Origin of the sequence: Oxalicibacterium solurbis, assembly GCF_014635845.1 — a bacterium.
Taxonomy (GTDB): Bacteria; Pseudomonadota; Gammaproteobacteria; order Burkholderiales; family Burkholderiaceae_D; genus Oxalicibacterium; species Oxalicibacterium solurbis.
The window spans coordinates 920,157-943,741 of sequence record NZ_BMDP01000001.1; the positions used below are offsets into that span (position 1 = coordinate 920,157).

General features: G+C 60.5%; 22 protein-coding genes and 1 other RNA gene. 6 read left to right on the forward strand and 17 right to left on the reverse strand.

Features of this window, described 5'->3' with window-relative positions:
* Positions 1-2 precede the first annotated feature (2 nt).
* The 10 genes from IEV40_RS04395 to rnpB form a co-directional block, all read right to left on the reverse strand.
* On the reverse strand, positions 3-1,376 hold the full coding sequence (locus IEV40_RS04395) for a UDP-N-acetylmuramoyl-tripeptide--D-alanyl-D-alanine ligase (RefSeq protein ID WP_188419716.1): 1,374 nt from the start codon (positions 1,374-1,376) through the stop codon (positions 3-5).
* Entirely contained in the window at positions 1,373-2,902 is a 1,530-nt protein-coding gene (locus tag IEV40_RS04400; RefSeq protein ID WP_188419717.1) for a UDP-N-acetylmuramoyl-L-alanyl-D-glutamate--2,6-diaminopimelate ligase, read from the reverse strand. Before IEV40_RS04400 ends, IEV40_RS04395 begins: the two co-directional genes overlap by 4 nt.
* Positions 2,902-4,650, reverse strand: coding sequence for a peptidoglycan D,D-transpeptidase FtsI family protein (locus IEV40_RS04405; protein WP_188419718.1), 1,749 nt, complete (start codon positions 4,648-4,650; stop codon positions 2,902-2,904). The genes IEV40_RS04400 and IEV40_RS04405 overlap by 1 nt, the downstream gene beginning before the upstream one ends.
* Complete coding sequence (gene ftsL / locus IEV40_RS04410) at positions 4,647-4,919, reverse strand: cell division protein FtsL (protein WP_188419719.1); 273 nt, start codon at positions 4,917-4,919, stop codon at positions 4,647-4,649. The genes IEV40_RS04405 and ftsL overlap by 4 nt, the downstream gene beginning before the upstream one ends.
* Complete coding sequence (gene rsmH / locus IEV40_RS04415) at positions 4,916-5,893, reverse strand: 16S rRNA (cytosine(1402)-N(4))-methyltransferase RsmH (protein WP_188419720.1); 978 nt, start codon at positions 5,891-5,893, stop codon at positions 4,916-4,918. The genes ftsL and rsmH overlap by 4 nt, the downstream gene beginning before the upstream one ends.
* Before the next feature lie 7 nt (positions 5,894-5,900).
* Positions 5,901-6,329, reverse strand: a complete 429-nt coding sequence (gene mraZ, locus IEV40_RS04420) for a division/cell wall cluster transcriptional repressor MraZ (protein WP_188419721.1) — start codon at positions 6,327-6,329, stop codon at positions 5,901-5,903.
* A gap of 416 nt (positions 6,330-6,745) precedes the next feature.
* Positions 6,746-7,465 carry a glutathione S-transferase N-terminal domain-containing protein gene (locus IEV40_RS04425; protein ID WP_188419722.1) on the reverse strand — a complete coding sequence of 240 codons (720 nt, stop codon included), beginning with the start codon at positions 7,463-7,465 and terminating at the stop codon, positions 6,746-6,748.
* Positions 7,466-7,648: 183 nt separating this feature from the next.
* Positions 7,649-8,167, reverse strand: coding sequence for a DUF4124 domain-containing protein (locus IEV40_RS04430; RefSeq protein WP_188419723.1), 519 nt, complete (start codon positions 8,165-8,167; stop codon positions 7,649-7,651).
* Positions 8,168-8,234: 67 nt separating this feature from the next.
* A complete protein-coding gene (locus IEV40_RS04435) occupies positions 8,235-8,384 on the reverse strand; it encodes a DUF3096 domain-containing protein (protein ID WP_188419724.1) in 150 nt (49 codons plus the stop codon).
* A 205-nt stretch (positions 8,385-8,589) separates the two neighbouring features.
* An RNA gene (gene rnpB / locus IEV40_RS04440) (RNase P RNA component class A) lies at positions 8,590-8,918 on the reverse strand.
* 83 nt (positions 8,919-9,001) lie between these two features.
* Here rnpB and IEV40_RS04445 point away from each other — a divergent pair.
* The 3 genes from IEV40_RS04445 to IEV40_RS04455 are packed head-to-tail and all read left to right on the forward strand — an operon-like array spanning position 9,002 to position 11,476.
* Positions 9,002-9,727, forward strand: coding sequence for a c-type cytochrome (locus IEV40_RS04445; RefSeq protein WP_188419725.1), 726 nt, complete (start codon positions 9,002-9,004; stop codon positions 9,725-9,727).
* Positions 9,706-11,016 (forward strand): c-type cytochrome, encoded by a 1,311-nt coding sequence (locus IEV40_RS04450; protein WP_229723943.1) that lies wholly within the window; start codon positions 9,706-9,708, stop codon positions 11,014-11,016. Before IEV40_RS04445 ends, IEV40_RS04450 begins: the two co-directional genes overlap by 22 nt.
* Positions 11,017-11,047: 31 nt before the next feature.
* A complete protein-coding gene (locus tag IEV40_RS04455; protein ID WP_188419726.1) occupies positions 11,048-11,476 on the forward strand; it encodes an NINE protein in 429 nt (142 codons plus the stop codon).
* On the opposite strand, the gene IEV40_RS04460 is transcribed toward IEV40_RS04455, so the two are convergent.
* Both IEV40_RS04460 and IEV40_RS04465 read right to left on the reverse strand, forming a co-directional pair.
* Positions 11,477-12,202 (reverse strand): LrgB family protein, encoded by a 726-nt coding sequence (locus tag IEV40_RS04460; protein WP_188419727.1) that lies wholly within the window; start codon positions 12,200-12,202, stop codon positions 11,477-11,479.
* The gene (locus IEV40_RS04465) at positions 12,199-12,543 is read right to left on the reverse strand and encodes a CidA/LrgA family protein (RefSeq protein ID WP_188419728.1); all 345 of its coding nucleotides are present in this window, start codon (positions 12,541-12,543) and stop codon (positions 12,199-12,201) included. Before IEV40_RS04465 ends, IEV40_RS04460 begins: the two co-directional genes overlap by 4 nt.
* Before the next feature lie 328 nt (positions 12,544-12,871).
* Between IEV40_RS04465 and IEV40_RS04470 the strand changes: the two genes are divergently transcribed.
* From IEV40_RS04470 to IEV40_RS04480, 3 genes are all read left to right on the forward strand, one after another.
* Positions 12,872-13,849: a GlxA family transcriptional regulator gene (locus IEV40_RS04470; RefSeq protein WP_188419729.1), complete on the forward strand. Its 978-nt coding sequence runs from the start codon at positions 12,872-12,874 to the stop codon at positions 13,847-13,849.
* Between the two features lie 326 nt (positions 13,850-14,175).
* Positions 14,176-15,426 carry a formyl-CoA transferase gene (gene frc / locus IEV40_RS04475; protein WP_188419730.1) on the forward strand — a complete coding sequence of 417 codons (1,251 nt, stop codon included), beginning with the start codon at positions 14,176-14,178 and terminating at the stop codon, positions 15,424-15,426.
* 156 nt (positions 15,427-15,582) lie between these two features.
* A complete protein-coding gene (locus tag IEV40_RS04480; RefSeq protein WP_188419731.1) occupies positions 15,583-16,578 on the forward strand; it encodes a GlxA family transcriptional regulator in 996 nt (331 codons plus the stop codon).
* A 62-nt stretch (positions 16,579-16,640) separates the two neighbouring features.
* On the opposite strand, the gene IEV40_RS04485 is transcribed toward IEV40_RS04480, so the two are convergent.
* The 5 genes from IEV40_RS04485 to IEV40_RS04505 form a co-directional block, all read right to left on the reverse strand.
* Positions 16,641-17,396, reverse strand: coding sequence for a hypothetical protein (locus tag IEV40_RS04485; protein WP_188419732.1), 756 nt, complete (start codon positions 17,394-17,396; stop codon positions 16,641-16,643).
* 243 nt (positions 17,397-17,639) lie between these two features.
* Positions 17,640-18,836 carry an acetyl-CoA C-acyltransferase gene (locus IEV40_RS04490; RefSeq protein WP_188419733.1) on the reverse strand — a complete coding sequence of 399 codons (1,197 nt, stop codon included), beginning with the start codon at positions 18,834-18,836 and terminating at the stop codon, positions 17,640-17,642.
* 23 nt (positions 18,837-18,859) lie between these two features.
* Complete coding sequence (locus IEV40_RS04495; protein WP_188419734.1) at positions 18,860-21,247, reverse strand: 3-hydroxyacyl-CoA dehydrogenase/enoyl-CoA hydratase family protein; 2,388 nt, start codon at positions 21,245-21,247, stop codon at positions 18,860-18,862.
* 91 nt (positions 21,248-21,338) lie between these two features.
* On the reverse strand, positions 21,339-23,129 hold the full coding sequence (locus tag IEV40_RS04500) for an acyl-CoA dehydrogenase C-terminal domain-containing protein (RefSeq protein WP_188419735.1): 1,791 nt from the start codon (positions 23,127-23,129) through the stop codon (positions 21,339-21,341).
* 78 nt (positions 23,130-23,207) lie between these two features.
* A complete protein-coding gene (locus IEV40_RS04505; RefSeq protein WP_188419736.1) occupies positions 23,208-23,579 on the reverse strand; it encodes an RNA-binding S4 domain-containing protein in 372 nt (123 codons plus the stop codon).
* Positions 23,580-23,585 lie beyond the last annotated feature (6 nt).

Consider the following 23,585-nt stretch of genomic DNA (forward strand, 5'->3'; position numbering starts at 1 on the left):
GATTAATGGCCTTCCTGATTCTGATTGTGTTGACCGAGCAGATGCTGCACGACGCGTTCCATCTTCATGAAACGCGATCCCTTGACGAGCACTGTTGCCTGAGAATTGATTACAGCGTCCAGCGCCGCATCGAGTTGTTCGACGTCGCCGAAATGCGCACCCTGCACACCGAAGGCGTCGCTCGTATGACGTGCCAGTTCGCCCAGCGTCAACAGGCGATCGATGCCCTGCGTCTTCGCATAGGCGCCGACTTCTTCGTGATAGGCGCGACCGTCGTTGCCGACTTCGCCCATGTCGCCCAGCACGAGGATGCGCGGTGACGATGCGCCTGCCAGTACGTCGATCGCTGCACGCACCGAATCCGGGTTGGCGTTGTAGGTGTCGTCGATGACTAGCGCACCGTTGGTCGCGGTCTTGCGTTGCAGCCGGCCGCTGACCGGCGCGAATGCCTGCAAGCCACGCACGATGGCTTCGGTCGCAATGCCGATCGCTTTCGTGCAGGCGATCGCCGCCAGTGCATTGCGTACGTTATGGATGCCGGCGGCCTGCAGTTCGATCGTGAATGCTTCATCACCGGCTCTCACCTGCAGCGTGCTGCCGAAAGCGGAAGCGCTATACGTGCAACGCACGTCGGCATCGTCGGACAAACCAAACGTCAGCGTCTTGCAATGCGCCGCGTAATCGCGCCACAGCGACGTATACGTGTCGTTCGCCGGGAATACGGCAACGCCGCCGGCCGGCAGTGCGCGAAGCACGCTGCCGTTTTCCATCGCCACCGCTTCCACGCTGGCCATGAATTCCTGGTGTTCGCGCTGCGCGTTGTTGACGAGGCCAACCGTCGGCTGCGCGATGCGCGACAGCACGGCAATCTCGCCCGGATGGTTCATGCCAAGTTCGACGACGGCTGCCTTGCAATGTTCATCGAGACGCATCAGCGTCAGCGGCACACCAATGTCATTGTTGAAATTGCCGCGCGTGGCCAGATAGTTGTCCGCGCCGCATGCCGCCTCGAGAATAGCCGCGATCATTTCCTTGACCGTGGTCTTGCCGTTGCTGCCGGTCACGCCGATCAGCGGCAGATCGAAACGGTTGCGCCACCATTGCGCAATTTCGCCGAGCGCAACGCGCGTGTCCGGCACGATCAGCGCCGGCACCGCGAGATCGGCTGGCGCACGTTCGGCTATCACTGCGGCCACGCCGCGCGATGCCACTTGCGGCAGAAAATCGTGCGCATCGAAACGCTCGCCGCGCAAGGCGACGAACAGATTGCCGGAAACCACCGTGCGGCTGTCGGTCGACACGCCGTCGAAGGTGGCATCACCGTGCAACGTCGCGCCGCACACTGCGGCCTGCAGCAGGGACAGCGTCGCCTTCATGAGCCGCCTCCCTGCATTGCGCGTGCCGACAGCGCCAGCGTCGCATGATCGGCATCGAGGAAAGGCTGTTTCCTGCCCTTGATTTCCTGGTATGCCTCGTGCCCCTTGCCCGCCAGCAGGATCACATCCTGCCTGCCTGCATTGCGGATCGCCGACAGGATGGCTGCCGCACGATCTTCGATGGTCTGCACACCACTTTTTGCGGTCGTCATGCCGGCGATGATCTGTTTGATGATGTCGGCCGGTTCCTCGCTGCGCGGGTTATCGGTCGTCAGGATGATGTGATCGGCCGCCATCGATGCCTTGCCCATTTGCGGACGCTTGCCCTGATCGCGATCGCCGCCGCAGCCGAACACGCACCACAACTTGCCGCCGCGCTCCGCCGCGACATTGCGCAAGGTCGACAATGCCTTCTCCAATGCATCGGGCGTGTGCGCATAATCGATGACAACCAGCGGCGCATCGTTGCCGCCCAGTTGCTGCATGCGACCCGACACCGCAGTCAGCGATTCGATGACGGCGATCGCGTCCTTCCATGCAATACCGTTCGCCATCAATACACCGACGATGCCCAGCACATTGCTGACGTTGAAATCGCCGACCAGTTGCGTACGAATCTGCGCCGCACCGCCACATGTCGATTCCAGCTGAAACAGCGTGCCGTTCTGGCTGCTGCGCACGTCGGTCGCATGCAGCAGTGCAATGCCGTCCACGTTCCGTCCGACAAGGCTGTAGCCGGTGATCGCGACCGACGACGCGCGTTCTTGCAGGCGCTGCACCAGTCGCAGCCCCATCGGATCGTCGAGGTTGACGATCGCGTGGCGCAGTCCCGGCCAGTCGAACAGCATGGCCTTGGCTTCTTCGTAGGCCGCCATGTCGCCGTGGTAATCCAGATGATCGCGCGTGAAATTGGTGAACAGTGCCGTATCGACATGCATGCCGGACATGCGTCCTTGATGCAGGCCGATCGACGAAGCCTCGATCGCCAGCGCGACAGCGCCGTTGCGATGCAGGTTCGCCAGTTCGCGCTGCAGCAGCACGGCATCCGGCGTCGTGTAGCCGGTCGCATCGAACCTGCCGGCCCGGCCGTCGCGGAAGATGCCGATGCCCAGCGTGCCGATGACGGCGGTTGGCCGTCCCAGACGCGACAGTGCGTTGCCCAGCCATTGCGTGCAGGAAGTCTTGCCGTTGGTGCCGGTAACGGCAACCGTCAGCATCGCGCGATCCGGATGGCCGTACCACGCTGCAGCGATTTCGCCGGCATGCGCTTTCAAATTCTCGACCGCGTAATGCGGCACATCCCACTGGATATCGTCTGCACTGCCGCCGGCCTGATGCAATACGGCGCGTGCGCCGCGCGCGATCGCATCGGAAATATAAGCACGTCCGTCGACCTCATCGCCCGGATATGCGACGAAGACGTCGCCACTGCGAATGGCGCGCGAATCCGACACCAGCGCAGCGTCCGGCGCATTGACACGCAGCCAGTCGAGAATCTTAGGGACGGTCATCGCCGCGGCGCTCATCACAGTGCCTCCTGCAATGGCTGTTCCGGAATGACGACGTTGGTGATCGTCGAATCCGGCGGCACGTTCAGCGCGCGCAGCGCATTGGCCGTCACCGTCGAAAAGACCGGACCGGCAACCTGACCGCCGTAGTGCTTGCCGGCCATCGGTTCATCGATCATCACCGCGACGATGATGCGCGGATCGGAAACCGGTGCAAAGCCGACGAAGGACGCGACGTATTTCCGCACATACTTGCCATGTTCGATCTTGTAGGCGGTACCGGTCTTGCCTGCCACGCGGTAACCCGGTACCTGCGCCTGCGGCGCGGTGCCGTTAGGGCCGGCCGCCTGCTCCAGCATGTCGCGCATGATGCCGGCCGTCTTCTCGCTGATGATGCGCTGACCGATCGGCCGGTCGGTCGAACGCAGCAGCGTCAGCGGAATCAGATCGCCGCCGCGCGCGAAGATCGTGTAGGCATGCGCCATCTGCAGCAACGAAACGGAAATGCCGTGACCGTAGCTCATCGTCGCCTGCTCGATCGGACGCCACGATTTGTACGGACGCACACGACCGGCAACGGCTCCCGGGAAGCCGACCTTCGGCTGTTGGCCGAAGCCGACTGACGTGAACATGTCCCACATGTCATGCGGCTGCATCTGCAACGCGATCTTGGCGGTACCGATATTGGAAGATTTCTCGATGATCTGGGCCACCGTCAACAACCCTTCCGCATGCGCATCGCCGATCGTCGCGGTGCCGATCGTCATCTTGCCGGGCGCGGTCTGGATTGTCGTATTCGGCGTAATCACCTTATGATCCAGTGCCAGCGCAACCGTGAAAGGCTTCATCGTCGAGCCCGGCTCGTAGGTATCGGTCAACACACGGTTGCGTAATTGCGCGCCGGTCAGCACCGAGCGGTCGTTCGGGTTGTACGTCGGCATGTTTGCCAGCGCCAGCACTTCGCCAGTCTTGGCATCGAGCACGACGATGCCGCCGGCCTTGGCCTTGCTCTTCTCGACCGCTTCCTTCAACTGTGAAAAGGCGATGTACTGGATCTTGCTGTCGATCGACAGCGCCACATCCTTGCCGTCATGCGGTTCGCGCACCGCTTCGATATCCTCGACGATGCGGCCTAAACGATCCTTGATCACGCGGCGGCTGCCGGTCACGCCGGCCAGCGTCTTCTGCAGGGCCAGCTCCATGCCCTCCTGACCCTTGTCCTCGATATTGGTGAAGCCGACGATATGCGCCATCACCTCGCCTTCGGGGTAATAGCGTTTGTATTCCTTGCGCGTATCGATGCCGGCGATGCCGAGCTTGAGAATCTTGTCTACCGTATCGAGTTCTACCTGGCGCTTCAGGTAGACGAAGCTGCGATCCGAATCCAGCTTGCGGTACAGCTCGCGCTCGGACATGTCGAGCAGTTTCGCCAGCTGGCGCAGCTTGTCCTTCGGCGCTTCCAGCACGTCGTCGGGAATCGCCCAGACAGCGCGTACCGGGATCGACGATGCCAGCACCTGACCATTGCGATCGGTGAGCTTGCCGCGGATGGCCGGCAGTTCCAGCGTGCGGGCATAACGCGCCGCACCCTGCTTCTGCAGGAAATCGGTGGACATGCCCTGCAGCCACAACGCGCGCGCAGCCAGCGCGACGAAGGCGGCGAACATCAGGAACAGCACGACGCGCGAACGCCATGCCGGCAGCTTGGCTGCCAGCATCGGGTTCGAAGCGAAAGGCACACCTTTCGATGCCGCGCTGCGTGTCATTTGCCTCCCATCGTCAGGTATTGCGTGACGGCCGGCGTGACCGGCACCATGTGCAGATCACGGCGCGCCGCCAGTTCGATGCGTGCGTGCTTGCCCAGCGTGGATTGATCCAGCTGCAGTTGCGCCCATTCGATGTCGAGCTGGCGCGCCTGCGATTGCGCGCGTTCGAGCGCGATGAATAGACTGCGCGCCTTGTACTGCGCATTGACCAGCGACAGTGCGCACAACACCAGCACGGTCGTCAGCACGAAGGCGATGCGGCCGCTCATTGCGGTACTCCGGCAGCATGTGTAACGACCGGCAGGCGTTCCGCCACCCGCATGACAGCTGAACGTGCGCGCGGATTGGCAGCGATTTCCGCATCGGATGGCTTGATGCGTGCGATGAGTTTCATTTCCGGCTGCGGCAAGTCGACAGCACGAATCGGCAGGCGGCGGTCAGGCTGCGGCACACTGGCCTTGTCGGCCATGAACCGTTTGACGATGCGATCTTCCAGCGAGTGAAAGCTGATCACGACCAGTCTCCCGTGCGGCGCCAGACGCCTGAATGCCTCTGCCAGTACTACTTCGAGTTCTTCAAGCTCCTGATTGATGAAAATCCGGATAGCCTGAAATGTGCGAGTGGCCGGATCCTTGCCTTTCTCGCGAGTCTTGACGGCGCCTGCCACGATCTCGGCAAGCTGTCGTGTGGTTGAAATCGGCTGGACTGCCCTGCGAGCAGCAATCGCCTTTGCAATCTGAAAAGCAAACCGTTCTTCCCCATAATCGCGTATCACCTTTTCGATTTGTTGTTCGGTTTCCGTGGCCAGCCACTCGGCCGCCGACATGCCGCGCGTGGTGTCCATGCGCATGTCCAGCGGACCGTCGGCACGGAAACTGAAACCGCGTGCCGCGTCGTCGACTTGGGGCGACGATATCCCCAGATCCAGCAATACCCCATCCAGTTGCCCGATGCCGCGCGCTGCCAGTGCCTGTTCCAGCGTCGCAAAACTGTCGTGCTCGATCTCGAAGCGCGGATCGGCGATGGAAGATGCTTCCGCAATCGCCTGCACATCCTTGTCGAACGCGATCAACCGGCCCTTCGCTCCCAGACGCTGCAAAATCAGGCGGCTGTGGCCGCCGCGGCCGAACGTGCCATCTATATAGATGCCGTCGGCGCGCGCCCCATCCAGCGCCAGCGCATTCACTGCCTCCTCCAGCAACACCGTCTTGTGCTGGTATTGCTGCACCGCATCTGCATTCATCACGGCGTCAGAAGGAAAAATCGTTCAATACGTCGGGTACGCCGGCAGCGATCGCACTGGATTCGCTTTCGGCGAGTTTTTCGGCATCCCAAATCTCGAAATGACTGCCCATGCCCATCAGCATGACGTCACGCGTCAGGCCGCCTGCTGCGCGCAATTCAGGCGCAATCAGGATGCGGCCGGCGGTATCGAATTCGACATCCACGGCATTGCCGAGGAAGATGCGTTGCCAGGCGCGCGCGGAAATCGGCCACTTGGCGATTTCTTCGCGGCGGGTTTCCCACACGGAACGCGGGAAGAGAAGCAAACATCCGTCAGGATGCTTCGTCAGCGTGACGCGTCCCTCGCACTGCAGCTGCAATGCGTCGCGATGACGGGCGGGGATGGTCATCCGGCCCTTGGCATCGAGATTGAGAGAAGACGCGCCTTGAAACACCCTGTAATCCTTTTGTCGGTATGCGTTGCTGGTGACAGACATGCAATCCGCAGGAAAAAATCCCCACAAAACTACACTTTTTCACACTGTCGCCCACTTTAGAGGATGGCTTGATACCGGTCAAGAGAATTTCAGGGGTAAAAACAGGATTTTTTCCAATGAAGTCAAGGACTTAGCGCATTACGTTGACGCAACATCGCACACCAAATTCACATAAGAATTAAGTACTTACAGGAGACTGTAAAAGTGCAACATCAGCAAAACACATGTGTTTTACAGTAGTTTGCCCATCTTGCGCCGCACGACAAATGTGGAGAAAACGCGCGCCGCTTCGCGTTTTGCGCAAAAAAAGCGGGCGATGAAACATCGCCCGCTTTTCGCTCCTGTCGCACACTGCGACAGTCACCCGAATCGATTCAGGATGCTGCCGGAATCGTCAGACCTCTGACGACCGCAGGGCGCGCAAGGAACGCATCCAGTACGCGTTGCACTTCCGGAAAATCGTCGAAACCCACGAGATCGCGCGCGCCATAAAAGCCAACCAGGTTGCGTACCCATGGGAAAACGGCGATGTCGGCAATGCCGTACTCCTTGCCCATGATCCAGTCACGTCCCGTCAAGCGCTGATTCAACACGCCAAGCAAGCGCCTGGATTCGGCGGCGTAGCGGTCACGCGGACGCTTGTCTTCATAGTCCTTGCCCGCGAATTTGTGGAAGAAACCCACCTGCCCGAAAATCGGGCCGATACCGCCCATCTGGAACATCACCCACTGCAACGTTTCGTAACGGCCTGCCGCATCCTTTGGCATGAACTTGCCGGTCTTTTCCGCGAGGTAAACAAGAATGGCGCCGGATTCGAACAAGGGAAGCGGCCTGCCGTCCGGCCCATTTGGATCGATGATGGCCGGGATTTTATTGTTCGGATTCAGCGAGAGAAACTCCGGCGAGTTCTGATCGTTGCTGTCGAAACTCACCAGGTGCGCCTCGTACGGCAAGCCCGCCTCCTCCAGCATGATCGATACCTTGACGCCGTTGGGAGTCGGCAGCGAATAGAGCTGTAGCCGCTCGGGATGTTGCACAGGCCATTTTTGCGTGATGGGGAAATCGGATAGTGAAACGCCTGGTTCAATTTTCATGACTAATCCTCTATGCGTAATTTGCTGATTGTCGCACCGTATCAGGCGACATCGAAATGGTCGAATGGATAGTCATCGACCACGCAATGAAGCCAGGCTCGGAAATCAGTATGTGCAGAAGAGCGATAGACGAATTGCCACAGCACACATCGGGCGGAACGTGAAAGACCGGCGCGAGTGCGCTCAAGGATAGGGAAAATCGCTCGGCGAATGCGACGGCGGCCCGCATTTCGCATACGGGCTTTGCACGCGCTGGCAATAGCGATAGGCCTCGGGGCGCACCCAGCCGCGACTATGATGCCGGCCGTCACGACGCGTCACCATGAACGGCGCGAAGCATTCCTGGCTTTCGCGATAAGCGCGAATCAGCTCGGCGCATTCTGCGTCGCCGTTATCCGGCGTCAATTCGGCGGCTTTGGATTTGGGTCTTGCAGAGACAGGTGGAGGAGGCGGTGGCGAAGCGCGCATTCGCTCTTCGACCAGTTGCTTTTCGCGAGCCGCGCGCGCCAATGCTTCCTGCCGCTGGCTTTCGGAAATTTCGGAAGCGCTGGTGTCGATCTTCGTGGCTACATCGTGATACCGCGTCGGCACGATATCGGACACATGCGTGCGACCGTTCTCGTCGACCCAGCGATACAGGTCGGCAGCGCCGGCAACGCTTCCCAGCGCGAGCAATCCCAGCAGCAGGAAAGAGCGTTTCATCCGGTCGCCTCGCAACGGTTTGTCCTGCGCCAGTTATAGCACGAAGGCGCGACGGACGGCAGCCGCCTTATCGAATCGAACCGTGGCCGAACAGCCCGATCAGGCCGATGATGATCAGGTAAATCGCAACAATGTAATTGAGCAGGCGCGGCACGACGAGAATCAAAATGCCGGCGATCAGCGACACCAGAGGGCCGATGGAAAGATAGAGGTTCATGGGGCATCTCCCTCCCCTGCATGCCCACTGACGATAGCGGAACAAATGCCACGGGGAACGGCAACAGCCTGCCGGAACGGATGGAATTTTTCTGTGCGTTACATCACATCGCACACATCCCGCCACACACGTCCCGCCCAGCAGCAATACGTCATTGCCGCCCGCATGAAAAAACGGCGCGCAAGAATGCGCGCCGTCCGAAAGAAAATGAAGCAGTCCGATAGGCCGGATTCTGTTACGGCAGGCGTCGCCGCCTGCTATGACAACCATTCCTCTAGGCCGTGAATTACTCCACGGCTCAAGCTTCCTACCCGCACGCTCCGCGAGCCGCCTCAACGCGTGCCTATTTGGAATTGCTCCAGGTGGAGGTTACCGCGTTTCACCGTAACTTAATACGCTCGTCTCTGTGGCCCTGTTCCTCGCCTTATACCTTTCGGCTTTCGGCGGACGGCCGTTAGCCGTCACCCTGCTCTGTGGAGTCCGGACCTTCCTCCCGCCGCCGTAAGGCGGCCAGCGGTTGTCTTGTCCTGCTTCAGCCGACATTGTAGTCTGCCGGCGGCATGCTTGCAGTATCATGTGCCGGTCGATCGCGCATTTGCCCACAACCAGACCTATAAATGAGCAAGCCGTTTCTTCCCTTTGCCTGGCCTCAACTGTTCGCAACGGCACTGCTGTTCGCGGCACAGGCCGCGTCCGCCCAGCAAAGCGTCGTGCCGGACACGCTGGACACAATTGCACAGCGCGTGGCGGCCTGCACCGTCTGCCATGGCAAGGAAGGACGCGCCGGCAGCGACGGCTACTATCCGCGCCTGGCCGGCAAGCCGGCGGGCTATCTCTACAACCAGCTCGTCAATTTCCGCGACGGCAAGCGCACCTATCCGGTCATGACGGCCATGCTGGACAATATGTCCGATGCCTATCTGCGCGAGATCGCGCAATACTTCGCCGACCAGCATCCGCCCTATCCGCCGCCGCAGCCGACACAGGCCACTGCAGCGGAACTGGAACGCGGCCGTCAGCTCGTACATGAAGGCGACAAGGCCAAAGGCATTCCGGCCTGCATCGCCTGCCACGGCACAAAACTGACCGGCACCGCGCCAGCGATTCCCGGACTGATCGGACTGCCGCGCGACTACCTGCTCGGCCAGATCGGCGCATGGAAAATCGGCACGCGCCATGCGGCCCAGCCCGATTGCATGGCGCAGATCGTGCAGAAAATGAGCAGCGCGGACATCAGCGCCGCCACCGCATGGCTGGCCGAACAGCATGTGCCGGCCGATGCGTCGCCTGCGCCTCGGCTCACCGCCAAACTGCCGCTCGAATGCGGCAAGCTGTCGCCATGATCGGGCGCGCGCTTCGTCTGCTCGGCTGGCTGATGCTGGCGATCGTCAGCGCCATCGCGATCTGGCTGTTCGTTGGAAACCGCAATCCGGATCTGAACCAGCCATCGACACCGCCCGCCGATGCAAAACAGCAAATCGCGCGCGGCGAATATCTCGCACGCATCGGCAACTGCATGAGCTGCCATACCGCGCGCGGCGGCCAGCCTTACGCGGGCGGCCGCGCCATACCGACGCCGTTCGGCGACATCTATGCGTCCAACCTGACGCCGGACAAACAAACCGGCATCGGCGACTGGAACAGCGACGACTTCTGGCGCGCGATGCACGACGGCCGCTCGAAGGATGGCTCGCTGCTGTATCCGGCCTTCCCCTACACCAGCTTCACGAAGGTCACGCGCGCCGATTCGGATGCGATCTTTGCATGGCTGCAGACGCTGCCGTCCGTCAATCAGCAAAACCGCGCGCCCGAACTGCGCTCGCCCTACGACAATCGCTGGCTGCTGTATGCATGGCGCGCGCTGTATTTCCGTCCGGGACAATATGCGAACGACGACAGCCGTTCCGTCGCATGGAACCGCGGCGCCTACCTGACGCAGGGCCTGGGGCACTGCGCCGCCTGCCATTCGACGCGCAACCGGTTCGGCGGCATCGACGAGAAAACCGCGCTCGGCGGCGGCATGATCCCGGTATTGAACTGGTATGCGCCGCCGTTGAATGGCGACAGGCAGGATGGCCTCGGCGCATGGGAAATCGAACACATCGCCGCCTTCATGCAAACCGGTATCACGCCACAGCGCGCAGCGACCGGGCCGATGGCCGAAGTCGTCGCCGGCAGCTTGCAACATTTGACGAGCGACGACGCGCGCGCCATCGCCGGCTATCTGCAATCGCTGCCGCAGCAAAGCGCACCGCCGCTTGCCGGCCCCGATCTGCGCGACGAAGGCAAAAAGGCGATGATTTCTGCCGGAGCGAAACTGTACAAGGACAACTGCGCTGCCTGCCATCAGGAATCGGGACGCGGTGTGCCGTCCGTCTATCCTGCACTGGCCGGCAATCGCACCGTTACATCGCCGGTTATCGCCAACGTCATTCGCGTCGTGCTGCATGGCGGCTTCGCGCCGAGCACGGCCGGCAATCCGCGTCCTTACGGCATGCCGCCATTTGCACAGTCGCTGAGCGACGATGAAGTTGCCGCCGTCGTCACCTACATCCGCAATGCCTGGGGCAACGAGGCCAATGCCGTCTCGCCCGTCGACGTCAACCGTTATCGTTCCCGACCACTTCCCTGAATATCAACACTGCAGACCATCGCTGAAATCCATGACTGAAACCCGCAAACACAAGAGCAAGACCCTGACGACCCTCCTCGCCGCGCTGCTCGGCGGCATCGGCGCACACCGCTTCTACCTGCACGGCTGGCGCGACTTCTGGGGCTGGAACTACCTGATCGCCTTTGTCCTCTTCCTGTCGGCCATATCGCTGATGCGCACGCATCAGTCGCTGCCGATTCTCGTGCTGGCGATATTTCCGTTCTCGGTTTATGCAGGGTTGATCGAAGCGCTCATCATCGGCGTCACGCCGGATGAGAAGTGGGATGCGGTACACAATCCGCAATCGGCCGGCAAGACGACATCGAAGTGGCCGATCGCCGTCATCCTCGTGCTGTCGTTCGCGCTCTGCTTCACGGCCATGATCGCCAGCATCGCGCGCGTCACCGATCTGTACCTGACCGGCGGCGCATTCGGCTGATCAGATCACGCCCAGCAGCTTCAGCGCCAACGGCAGCAGGAAGGCCGTCAGGATGCCGGATATACCCATTGCCAGACCGGAGAATGCACCCATCTCCTCGCTGACCTGAAACGCGCGCGCGGTGCCGACACCGTGCGCCGTCGCACCCAGCGCAAAACCGCAAGTGATGTCATCGTCGATGCGGATCAGACGGAACACATACTGTGCGATGCCTGCACCGAATACACCGGTCAGCATCACCATCACTACTGTCAATGTCGGCAGGCCGCCGATTTTTTCCGTGATGCCCATCGCGATCGGAATCGTCACCGATTTCGGCGCCATCGACAGCACCGTCAGCGGCGACGCACCCAGCAACCATGCAACGCCCATTGCACTGACGATCGCGGCAGCACCACCGGCCAGCGCACCGGCCAGCAAGGCAAACCAGTGGCGTCGCAATTTATCGAGTTGCTGATACAACGGAATCGCCAATGCAACGGTGACAGGACCCAGCAGGAAGTGCACGAATTGCGCGCCGTCGAAATACGTCTTGTACGGCGTATCCGTCGCATACAGCACGGCAATCAGCAATGCCACCGAAATCGCCACAGGATTGGCAAGCGGGCTGCGTCCGCTGCGCTCGTAGATCCACATCGCGATCTTGTAGGCAACGAGCGTCGCCGTCAGCCACAGCAGCGGCGAACCCGCGAGATAGACCCAGACAGTATTCAGGTGCGGCATCATTTTTCGCTCCGGCGCTTCAGACTCTTGATGACAAACGCGGTGACGACCAGCGACACCACCGTGCTGACGATCAGCGCCGCCGCAATCGCCAGCCATTCCTGCCCGATGCGATGCAGGTGCACGCTGAGTCCGACGCAGGCGGGCACGAACAGCAAGGCCATATTCGACAGCAATTGCGATGCGCTCGGCGCCAGCTTGGCCGCAGTATCCTTCTTCAGAATCAGATAGAACAGCAACAGCAGCATGCCGATCACCGGCCCCGGAACCGGCAGCGACAACACATAAACCAGGCCCTCGCCCAGCGTCTGAAATACAAGAAGCGTCAGCAGCGTATTGAGCATGAAAGAAAAACGGAAAGGAAAAAGGAGGACGAAAAGAAATGTGGATCGTGCGCGAATCGATGCACGCTCCTGTTCGGATTTTTCTTGCCGCCTATCGTAGCAGCCGTTTCCTTCTCAGCCTGTCGATTACACGATGAAATATTTTCAGCAGTCATCGGCATCCTGCTTTTATCTTCATGCAGCAAATGCTGCAATGCATGGGTCACCATCCATCATCACCACTTCTACACACTGCAGGCAAGCGCATTCACCTACATGCTCGCGTTCATGCCCTTGCCTGTAACATCTCTCCTGCCGAAAATACGGTACCGATCAATGGAGAATGCCCATGCCCAGCGTTGCGATCCTTGTTTTCCCAGGCGTACAGGCGCTGGACGTCACCGGTCCGCTCGACGTGTTCGCCGAAGCCAACCGCATCCTGCCGCCGGAGCGGCAATACCGGCTCGACGTACTCGGCACCGAACGCGGCTTGATTCCATGTTCGAACGGTCTGCCGATTGCCGCGCACCGCCATTACAGCGAAGTCGACGAACATTACGACCTGCTGCTGGTCGCCGGCGGCCCGGCATTGCCGCAGCAGACGCGCGATGAATCAGTCTGCAACTGGCTGCGTCATGCGGCCCGGCGCAGCGGCCGCCACGGCTCGATCTGCAATGGCGCCTTCCTGCTCGGCCATGCCGGATTGCTCGACGGCCGCACCGTCACCACACACTGGAACGATGCTGCGGCATTGGCCGACATGTTCCCGCAAGCCCGCGTCGATGCCGATCGCATCTTTCTGCAGGATGAGCAACTAGTGACATCGGCCGGCGTAACTGCCGGCATTGATCTGTCGCTGTTCCTGCTATCCGCCGATTGCGGGCCGGAAGTCTCGCTGCATGTCGCACGGCGCCTCGTCGTCTTCACGCAGCGCCAGGGCGGTCAATCTCAGTTCAGCCCCTATCTCACGCCCTATGTCGAGGAAAGCTCGCCGGTCGCCATCGCACTCCAGTACGTGCTCGAGCATCTGACGGAAAGTCTCACGGTCGAATCGCTGGCCGCCGTCGTCTCCATGAGTCCGCGCAATTTCGCCCGCGTCTTCGCACGCGACGCGAAGACCACGCCCGCCGAATTCATCGAAAGCGCACGGCTGGATGCCGCCCGCGCACTACTGGAAACCACCTCGGAACCGCTGAAGACAGTCGCCTGGCGCTGCGGCTTCCGCACTCCCGACCAGATGCGGCAGGTATTCGTCAAACGACTGGGTATCACCGCGTTGCAGTACCGCGCCAATTTCGCCGCATTCGGCAAAACCGCCCGTCCGTAAATCTCGCTTTCCTTCTTTTCAGTCAGTCCGTTTTGACGAAAAACGGACATTCACGCCATGTCCTGATTTTCACTTACAAACAAATCAGGCCACTCCTTCGCCGCATCTCCGACACCTTCCGGACATTGCCAGCCAGCCGAAAAATAAGCGTGGAAACGCATAAAAAGCCTCGGCAGAATCAATTCGAACCAGACGTATCGCCTCCCCCGAGCACCTTGCGGAACACGATCGAAAGCTGGCCAATTCCGTGCGGATGCGGCCGTTTTTATTGACGCCACATCGTCTAAAAACGGACACGCGGCACTTCACGACAGAAAGGGAAATACATGAACACCCCACTCAACGGCATCAAGATCATCGATTTCACCCACGTGCAAGCCGGCCCGGCCTGCACCCAGTTGCTGGCCTGGTTCGGCGCCGACGTCGTCAAGGTCGAACGTCCCGGCTCCGGCGACGTCACGCGGTCGCAGCTGCGCGACATCCCCGGCGTGGATGCGCTTTATTTCACGATGCTCAACAGCAACAAGAAATCGCTGACGCTGGACACCAAAACGCCGGAAGGCAAAGAAGTGCTGGAAAAACTGATCAAGGAATCCGACGTGCTGGTCGAGAACTTCGCACCGGGCGCACTGGACCGCATGGGCTTCTCGTGGGAACGCATTCAGGAAATCAATCCCGGCATGATCCTGGCATCGGTCAAGGGCTTCTCCGACGGCCACCATTACGAAGACCTGAAGGTCTATGAAAACGTCGCACAGGCCGCCGGCGGCGCAGCCTCGACCACCGGCTTCTGGGACGGCCCGCCGACCGTCAGCGGCGCGGCGCTCGGCGATTCCAACACCGGCATGCATCTGGCGATCGGCATCCTGACCGCGCTGATGGGCCGCCAGCAAACTGGCAAGGGCCAGAAGGTGTCCGTCTCGATGCAGGACGCCGTGCTGAACCTGACGCGCGTCAAGCTGCGCGATCAGCAACGCCTGGAAAAGGTCGGCTATCTGGAAGAATATCCGCAGTACCCGAACGGCAAGTTCACCGACGTCGTGCCGCGCGGCGGCAATGCCGGCGGCGGCGGTCAGCCGGGCTGGGTGCTCAAGTGCAAGGGCTGGGAAACCGATCCGAACGCCTACATCTATTTCACCATCCAGGGCCATGCGTGGGAGCCGATCTGCCGTGCGCTGGGCAAGGAAGAATGGATCAGCGATCCGGACTACAACACGCCGCGAGCACGCCAGGACAAGATCTTCGACATCTTCGCCTTCATCGAAAACTTCCTGAAGGACAAGACCAAGTTCGAAGCGGTCGACATCTTCCGCAAGTACGACATCCCGTGTGCGCCGGTGCTGTCGATGAAAGAGATCGCCGAAGACAAGTCGCTGCGCGCCAGCGGTTCCATCGTCGAAGTCGATCATCCGGCACGCGGCAAGTACCTGACCGTCGGCAGCCCGATCAAGTTCTCCGAACTGAAGCCGGAGATCAAGCCTTCGCCACTGCTCGGCGAACACACCGACGAAGTGCTGAAGCGCCTCGGCTATACGCCAGAGCAGATCGCCGCGCTGCATGCATCCAAGGCTGTGTAACGTGAAATAACGTGCAAGCCGACAGGAAGAATAGTCACAGCGACCATTCTTCCTGCGTATTCGCTCATGCAGGTTTGCCGCTTCGTCTCATGCGTCGCGGCAAACTTGATATGATCGCCGCAATTCCTTCAGTCACTTTTGCCATTCCTGTTCGTCATGCGAAAAATCACCGTCGGCCTGCTGGTCTTCCCGCGCTTCCAGATGCTGGACATCGCCGCCCCCGGCGATGCCTTCGCCGAAGTGAAGGTGCTCAGCAACGGCGAATGCGAATACGAGATCATGACCGTCGCCACCACGCGCGGGCCGATCCAGACCTCCAGCGGACTGACGATTTCACCGGACCGCACCATCTTCGACCCGACACCGCACTTCGACACGCTGATCGTGCCGGGCGGCCTTGGCGTGTTCGACATTCTCGAAGACACCACGCTGACCGACTGGCTGGCCATGCAGAACGAAAACTGCCGCCGCATCGGCGCCATCTGCAACGGCGTCTTCGCGCTCGGCGCTGCCGGCATCATCGGCGGCAAGACCGTCACCACGCACTGGATGGACGCGGCGCGCCTGTCGACAATGTTCCGCAGGGCGAAGGTCGAACCGGATCGCATCTACGTCAAGGACGGTTCGCTGTACACGACCGCCGGTGTCACCGCCGGCATCGATCTGTCGCTGGCGCTGATCGAAGAGGATTTCGGCAAGAAGATGGCGATCGACGTCGCCAAGTACCTGATCGTCTACCTGCGCCGCGCCGGCGGCCAATCGCAATTCAGCCCGCTATTGGAACTGCAGGTCGAAAACGATTCGCCAGTCGCCGCCGTGCAGGGCTACATCCTCGGCAACCTGGAAACCGAACACACGCTGCCGTCGATTGCGGAGAAGATGCAAATGAGCGCGCGCCACCTGTCGCGCGTATTCAAGCAGGAATGCGGAATGACAGTGATGAATTTCGTCAACGATGCGCGCATCGACGCATCGCGCCGCTATCTGGAATCCACCGATCTCGGCCTGACGGAAATCGCCCGCCGCTGCGGCTTCGGCAATGCGGCGACTTTCCGACGCATCTTCGGCCGTCGGCTGGGTATCAGCCCCTTCGATTATCGGCAGCGCTTTCATTCGGACGAAGGGGCGCAGCTGGAAGAGGAAACTGCATAAAAAAGCCGCATGCAATTTCTTGCATGCGGCTTTTTCCCAAGGTCTGGAAAAGTGCTTACATTCTAAGGTGCTTGCGTTTTTTGCAGTTGGGCCTGGTTGCTTCCATCTATCGACTTATCGATGACAGGCAAACCCATTGCAGTCATGAACTGAGTAAAACATTTATTAACGATGGCTTCTGCCGCGACATTCACGTTCTTGTAGTCATCTGCCTGCCACGCTTCAAGCGGCATTGTCTCTTTCGCGACACCCGAACAACTGATTGCCGTAACAGGGTTGAGTTGATCATTCAGTTTTTCCTGAACATTCAGGTTCAGACCATAACTCAGGTTGTAATCCTCGCTGGTCAGAAAAGACGTGTAACCCAGTTCCCACAAGGGAGCTGATACAGAAATATAGAGCTCCTGGGTTTTGGGAAGCGCCCCGGTTGAAGCATCAAAATAATCGGACATTTTTTTAGCCAATGCCAGATCGACACCCCGGCCAGACTCGACAGCGTAATTTTGCGGCAAGGTCCGGCTCAGATTCTCGCTGAATGCCCGGCTTATCTCCATGTTGGCCTGCATCTGTTGCATGTTTCCCGCGTTACCGGTGCTGCCTGCAACACTACCTACAACAGAAGAAATCAGGAAATTTCCGACCGCCTGAGATTTGGTTCTTTCCGTCAATCGCGCAGGTGTTTCGATAGGCGCAACACGCACATTGCTCACCATCATTTTTTCTTTTAATTGAGCATCGGATATAACTGGCTTGGTAGCGCAAGCAGCAAGCCCACTTGCCAATAAGACGATCAAAATCGATCCTGCCGTTCTTTTCATTATGATTTCCCTGAGTGATGTGAAGTCGTTCCGGAAGACGTGATTGCATGGCTCACGACGAACAGTCTGCAATCGTCGTCAGGAGCGCCTCTCTGCCGTTTTCCCAAGTGAGAAACGGTACGGAAATGCGCATGGAGCAACAACCCATATTTATGGGACAGAGATCGTCAATCGGAGGAAAACCGTTAACAAAAAAGCCGCATGCAGTCACGCATGCGGCTTTTCCTTTTCAGAAAAGGCGTTTTACATCCGCTCGAAAATCCCCGCCGCTCCCATGCCGGTGCCGACGCACATCGTCACCATGCCGTACTTCAGATTACGGCGGCGCAGACCATGCACGACCGTCGCCGAACGGATCGCACCGGTCGCACCAAGCGGATGGCCGAGCGCGATCGCACCGCCCATCGGATTGACCTTCGCCGGATCGAGGCCCAGATCGCCGATCACGGCCAGCGATTGCGCGGCGAAAGCCTCGTTCAGTTCGATCCAGTCCATCTGATCCTGTTTCAAACCGGCCGCACGCAGCGCGGCGGGAATCGCTTCCTTCGGGCCGATGCCCATGATTTCCGGCGGCACGCCGCGCACGGCGAAGGAGACGAAACGCGCCAGCGGCACCAGGTTGAACTGCTTGAGGATTTTTTCGCTGACGACAATCAGTGCGCCGGCGCCGTCGGACGTCTGCGAACTGTTGCCGGCGGTGACCGAGCCTTTCGGCGAGAACACCGGCCGCAGCCTTGCCAGCGCTTCCATGCTGGTATCCGCGCGCGCGCCTTCGTCGAGATTGACGGTGTGCGTCTTGATGTCGATCTCGCCACTTTGCAGGTTCGGCAAGCGCTCGATCACTTCTACCGGCGTGATCTCGTTGCCAAATTCGCCGCTCTGCTGGGCGGCAATCGCACGACGATGCGATTCCAGCGAAAAGGCATCCTGCGCCTCGCGCGACACCTTCCACTGTTCGGCAACCTTCTCCGCGGTCAGGCCCATGCCGTAGGCCATGCCAATGTTCTCGTCCTTGAAGATGCCCATGTTCATCGACGGGTGATAGCCCATCATCGGCACCATCGACATCGACTCGGCGCCGGCAGCGATGATCGCATCCGCTTCGCCGACGCGAATGCGGTCGGCCGCCATCGCCAGCGCCGTCAGCCCGGAGGCGCAATAACGGTTGACGGTGACGCCGCCGACCGTCTTCGGCAAGCCGGCCAGCAGCACGCCCATGCGCGCCATGTTCAGCCCCTGCTCCGCTTCCGGGAACGCGCAGCCGACGATGGCGTCCTCGATCACGTTCGGATCGAGCGACGGCACCTGCAACAGCGCCGACTGCATCGCGCGTACCAGCAGATCGTCGGGGCGCGTGTGGCGAAACATGCCGCGCGGCGCCTTGCCGATCGGCGTGCGGGTGGCGGCAACGATGTAGGCTTCCTGCAATTGTTTGCTCATGTTCGTTTCCTTTCGCTATCCGCTCAGTTGCGCACCGGCTTGCCGGTCTGCATCATGCCCATGATGCGTTCCTGCGTCTTCGGATGCGCCAGCAATTCCATGAAGGCGCGGCGTTCGCGATCCAGCAGCCATTGCTCATCGACCAGGCTGCCGTTCTCGATCTCGCCGCCGGTGACGACGTCGGCGATCATCATGCCGAGCTTGTAGTCGTGCGCCGAAATGAAGCCGCCGTCGCGCATGTTGATCAGCTGCGCACCGATCGTCGCCAGGCCGTAGCGGCCTGTCACCGGAATCGTCGTCTTCAACGGCGGACGATAGCCGGCATCGTGCATTGCACGCGCCTGCGTCTTCGCCACGTGCAGCAGTTCGTACGGATTGAAGACGATCACGTCATCGGCCTTCAGGTACCCCATCGTCTGCGCTTCCAGTGCGGAACGCGAAACGGCCGCCGTCGCCGCCTGCATGTAATCGTTTTTCAGGAACTGCAGGATGTCGTTGCCCTTCGCGTTGTGCGCGGCACGCGCCGCCGCTTCCTTCAGACCGCCGCCTGCCGGAATCAGGCCGACGCCGACTTCGACCAGACCGATATACGATTCGAGCGATGCGACACGGCGTGCCGCATGCAGCAGCAGTTCGCAGCCGCCGCCGAGCGCCAGACCGGCAACGGCAACCACCACCGGCACGTTCGCGTATTTCAGTCGCTGATGCGCCTGCTGCAGCTTGGACACCATCGGTTCGATCGCCGCCACGCCGCCGGACATGAACAGCGGCAGCATCGCCTGCAGATCGGCGCCGGCCGAGAAGGCGCCGCCTTCGGCCGCGTCGGTCTGCCAGATCACAAGCCCCTTGTAATTGCTTTCCGCTTCGGCAATCGCCTTTTCCATGCCGGCGATCACGCCCGGACCGATCACGTGCATCTTGGTCTTGAACGACAGGATCAGCACATTGTCGTCCTGATGCCAGAGGCGTACCGACTCGTCCTCGAACACGGTCGTGCCGGCCGTCGCGCCGTTTGCGTTGCCGTCGCTGAACAGACCGGCGCGGAACGCCTGTCGTTCATAGACCGGCAGCGCCGAACGCGGCACGTTGCACTTCTGTTTCGGCGACCACGAGCCATCTGCCGCATGCACGCCGCTGCGATCACCAAGCGCCCACGCTGGCAGCGGCGCATCGCTCAGCGTCTTGCCAGCTGCGATGTCTTCATTGATCCAGTCCGCCACCTGTTTCCAGCCGGCGGCCTGCCACAGTTCAAACGGTCCCTGCGACCAGCCAAATCCCCAGCGCATCGCGAAATCGACATCGCGCGCATTGTCGGCGATCGATTCCAGATGCACGGCGATGTAATGGAAGATGTCGCGCAGGATCGCCCACAGGAACTGGCCCTGCGGATTCTTCGAATCGTGCAGTGCCTTGATACGTTTCGCCGCATCCTTTTCCTTCAGCACGCGGACAATGAAGTCGTCGGCCTTACCGCCGCCGGGCACGTAATCGGTGCTGGACGGATCGATGCGCAGGATGTCTTTGCCGACCTTCTTGTAGAAACCCGCGCCGGCCTTCGCGCCGAGCGCACCGCCACTGATCAGCTTGGTCAGAATATCCGGCGTGCGATAGACGGCGTAGAACGGATCGCCCTGCAGATTGTCCTGCATCGTCTTGACTACGTGCGCCATCGTGTCGAGGCCGACCACGTCGGCGGTGCGGAAAGTACCGGACTTTGCGCGCCCCAGCTTGCTGCCGGTCAGGTCATCGACGACATCGACCGTCAGTCCGAATTTTTCCGCCTCGATCATCGTCGCCAGCATGCTGAAGATGCCGACGCGATTGGCGATGAAGTTCGGAGTATCGAGCGCACGCACCACGCCCTTGCCGAGCGTAGTCGTGAGGAAAGCTTCCAGACGGTCGAGAATGGCCGGATCGGTTGCGGCGGTCGGAATCAGTTCGACCAGATGCATGTAGCGCGGCGGATTGAAGAAATGCACGCCGCAGAAGCGCTTCTTCAGATCTGCGTCGAAGCCTTCGGACAACTCGGTGATCGACAGGCCCGAAGTGTTCGATGCGAAGATCGCGGCGGGCGACAGATGCGGCGCGACTTTCTTGTACAGATCGTGCTTCCAGTCCATGCGCTCGGCGATTGCTTCGATGACGATGTCGCATTCGGCCAGCTTCGCCAGATCGTCGTCGTAGTTGGCGATCTCGATCAATGCTGCCTGATCCGGATTGCCGAGCGGCGCAGGATTGAGTTTCTTCAGATTCTCGATTGCGCGCAGCACGATGCCGTTCTTGTTTCCTTCCTTTGCCTGCAGATCGAATAGCACGACCGGCACTTTCGCGTTGACGCAATGCGCGGCGATCTGCGCGCCCATCACGCCGGCGCCGAGGACCGCCACTTTTCTGACGATGAAATTTGACATGCCTGAACCTCTACGAAGAATGTCTCTCGGATGATGCAGCCGCGCCGGCGGCATGCCGAACACGGCGGAGAACACAGCAGGAAATGCGGCGTCAGAACAGCTCGGCGTCCAGTTCCATCAGGCTGTCCGAACCGGCGCGCGCCTGACGGATCAGCATCGCCGTTTCCGGCAGCAGGCGCGCGAAGTAGAAACGCGCAGTCGCCAGCTTGGCCTTGTAGAAAGGATCGCCGCCATCCTGCTTCGCCAGTGCGAGTTGCGCCATGCGCGCGAAGAAGTACGCATAGATCAGATGGCCGACCACGCGCAGATAAGGCACGGCTGCTGCGCCGACTTCGTCCGGGTTCTTCATCGCCTTCATGCCGATCTCGGCCGTCAGCTTTTCCACCTTCGCCGCCAGATCGGCCAGCGGCGTGATGAATTCGGACATCGATTCGTCCAGGCCGGTTTCCTCGATGTAGCCGCGAATCTTCTCGCCAAGCTTGCGCAGCTTGACGCCGTTGTCCTGCAGAATCTTGCGGCCCAGCAGATCCAGCGATTGGATCGTGTTCGTGCCTTCGTAGATCATGTTGATGCGCGCATCGCGCACGTACTGCTCCATGCCCCACTCGGCAATGTAGCCGTGGCCACCGTAAACCTGCATCGATTCGGATGCGGCGATCCAGCCGTTATCGGTGAGGAAGGCCTTGACGATAGGCGTCAGCAGCGCGACCTCGTCGGCCGCTTCCTCGCGCACCTTTTCGTCCGGATGGTTCAGTTCGCGGTCGATCTGCAGCGCGACGTAGGAACTGAATGCGCGGCCACCTTCCGCATAGGCTTTCGCCGTCAGCAGCATGCGGCGCACGTCCGGATGCACGATGATCGGATCGGCCGGCTTGTCGGTTTCCTTCGGTCCGGTCAGGCTGCGCATCTGCAGGCGATCTTTCGCGTAGACCAGCGCATTCTGATAGGCGACCTCGGTCAAGCCGAGCGACTGCATGCCGACGCCGAGGCGTGCCGCATTCATCATCACGAACATCGCGTTCAGGCCCTTGTTCGGCTCGCCGATCAGCCAGCCTTGCGCGCCGTCGATATTCATCTGGCAGGTCGCATTGCCGTGGATACCCATCTTTTCTTCGAGCGCGCCGCAGAAAATCGGATTGCGTTCGCCCGGCGTGCCGTCTGCCTTCGGCAGAAACTTCGGCACGACGAACAGCGAGATGCCGTGCGTGCCGGCAGGCGCATCCGGCAGGCGTGCCAGCACCAGATGCACGATGTTGTGCGACATATTGTGTTCGCCGGCGGAGATGAAGATCTTGCTGCCGGTCAGCTTGTACGAACCGTCCGGCTGCGGCTCGGCCTTCGTACGCAGCAGGCCGAGATCGGTTCCGCAATGCGCTTCGGTCAGGCACATGGTGCCGGTCCATTCGCCGGAGACAAGCTTGGGCAGGTACAGCGTTTTCTGTTCGTCGGTGCCGTGCTTCAACAGGCATTCATAGGCGCCGTGCGACAGGCCCGGATACATGGTCCACGCCTGATTGGCGGAATTGAGCATTTCGAGGAAGACGGTCTGCACCACGGTCGGCAGGCCCTGACCGCCGAATTCGGGATCGGCCGACAAGGATGGCCAGCCGGCGGAAACATACTGGTCGTAGGCATCCTTGAAGCCCGTCGGCGGCGTGACTTCATGCGTCGCCGTATCGAGCTTGCAGCCTTCACGGTCGCCGATGTGGTTGAGCGGGAACAGAATTTCCGACGTGAATTTCGCACCCTCTTCCAGCACCTGGTTGACGGTGTCGGCATCGATGTCCGCATATTTCGGCAACTGCTTCAGCTCTTCCGAAACATTCAGCAATTCATGCAGAACAAATTGCATGTCGCGCAGCGGGGCTGTGTATTGACCCATGAAACTATCTCCTTGCGGTTAGTCTATCGGGTCAATACTACCGCATGATGCGCAGACTATCGTGTCGGCGCCGTGACATTATTTCGAGCGATCCAGCATGCGTCGATCGCGCTTGGTCGGCCGGCCCTTGATCTCCTGCGCCGGCTCATGGAAATAGCGGCGGCGCTCGGCTTCCTGCTGGCGCTTCGCGATGCTGGATGCAGTTTCCGCATACAGCTTCTGCGCGATTTCGGCGGAGCCGCGCTTGTCAGCCAGTGCGCGCACTTCCACTTCCCATTCCGTCGACCCATTGTCGATCTGCAGCAAGTCGCCGCATTTGACGTTGCGCGCCGGCTTGATGCGTTCGCCGTCGAGACGGACGCGGCCGGCATCGACTGCCTCAGTCGCCAGTGAACGCGTCTTGAAAAAGCGTGCCGCCCACAGCCATTTGTCGATGCGAACCTGTTCCATCGTTCA

What these genes read in the sequence shown, in the direction of transcription:
- IEV40_RS04465 (WP_188419728.1), bottom strand. Translation starts at nt 12,543, where the DNA reads ATGCTCAATACGCTGCTGACGCTTCTTGTATTTCAGACGCTGGGCGAG.
- IEV40_RS04450 (WP_229723943.1), top strand. Translation starts at nt 9,706, where the DNA reads ATGCGGCAAGCTGTCGCCATGATCGGGCGCGCGCTTCGTCTGCTCGGC.
- IEV40_RS04460 (WP_188419727.1), bottom strand. Translation starts at nt 12,202, where the DNA reads ATGATGCCGCACCTGAATACTGTCTGGGTCTATCTCGCGGGTTCGCCG.
- IEV40_RS04490 (WP_188419733.1), bottom strand. Translation starts at nt 18,836, where the DNA reads ATGAGCAAACAATTGCAGGAAGCCTACATCGTTGCCGCCACCCGCACG.
- IEV40_RS04400 (WP_188419717.1), bottom strand. Translation starts at nt 2,902, where the DNA reads ATGAGCGCCGCGGCGATGACCGTCCCTAAGATTCTCGACTGGCTGCGT.
- IEV40_RS04470 (WP_188419729.1), top strand. Translation starts at nt 12,872, where the DNA reads ATGCCCAGCGTTGCGATCCTTGTTTTCCCAGGCGTACAGGCGCTGGAC.
- frc (WP_188419730.1), top strand. Translation starts at nt 14,176, where the DNA reads ATGAACACCCCACTCAACGGCATCAAGATCATCGATTTCACCCACGTG.
- IEV40_RS04505 (WP_188419736.1), bottom strand. Translation starts at nt 23,579, where the DNA reads ATGGAACAGGTTCGCATCGACAAATGGCTGTGGGCGGCACGCTTTTTC.
- ftsL (WP_188419719.1), bottom strand. Translation starts at nt 4,919, where the DNA reads ATGAGCGGCCGCATCGCCTTCGTGCTGACGACCGTGCTGGTGTTGTGC.
- IEV40_RS04480 (WP_188419731.1), top strand. Translation starts at nt 15,583, where the DNA reads ATGCGAAAAATCACCGTCGGCCTGCTGGTCTTCCCGCGCTTCCAGATG.
- IEV40_RS04395 (WP_188419716.1), bottom strand. Translation starts at nt 1,376, where the DNA reads ATGAAGGCGACGCTGTCCCTGCTGCAGGCCGCAGTGTGCGGCGCGACG.
- IEV40_RS04430 (WP_188419723.1), bottom strand. Translation starts at nt 8,167, where the DNA reads ATGAAACGCTCTTTCCTGCTGCTGGGATTGCTCGCGCTGGGAAGCGTT.
- IEV40_RS04405 (WP_188419718.1), bottom strand. Translation starts at nt 4,650, where the DNA reads ATGACACGCAGCGCGGCATCGAAAGGTGTGCCTTTCGCTTCGAACCCG.
- IEV40_RS04485 (WP_188419732.1), bottom strand. Translation starts at nt 17,396, where the DNA reads ATGAAAAGAACGGCAGGATCGATTTTGATCGTCTTATTGGCAAGTGGG.
- IEV40_RS04445 (WP_188419725.1), top strand. Translation starts at nt 9,002, where the DNA reads ATGAGCAAGCCGTTTCTTCCCTTTGCCTGGCCTCAACTGTTCGCAACG.
- IEV40_RS04455 (WP_188419726.1), top strand. Translation starts at nt 11,048, where the DNA reads ATGACTGAAACCCGCAAACACAAGAGCAAGACCCTGACGACCCTCCTC.
- IEV40_RS04435 (WP_188419724.1), bottom strand. Translation starts at nt 8,384, where the DNA reads ATGAACCTCTATCTTTCCATCGGCCCTCTGGTGTCGCTGATCGCCGGC.
- IEV40_RS04425 (WP_188419722.1), bottom strand. Translation starts at nt 7,465, where the DNA reads ATGAAAATTGAACCAGGCGTTTCACTATCCGATTTCCCCATCACGCAA.
- rsmH (WP_188419720.1), bottom strand. Translation starts at nt 5,893, where the DNA reads ATGAATGCAGATGCGGTGCAGCAATACCAGCACAAGACGGTGTTGCTG.
- IEV40_RS04500 (WP_188419735.1), bottom strand. Translation starts at nt 23,129, where the DNA reads ATGGGTCAATACACAGCCCCGCTGCGCGACATGCAATTTGTTCTGCAT.
- IEV40_RS04495 (WP_188419734.1), bottom strand. Translation starts at nt 21,247, where the DNA reads ATGTCAAATTTCATCGTCAGAAAAGTGGCGGTCCTCGGCGCCGGCGTG.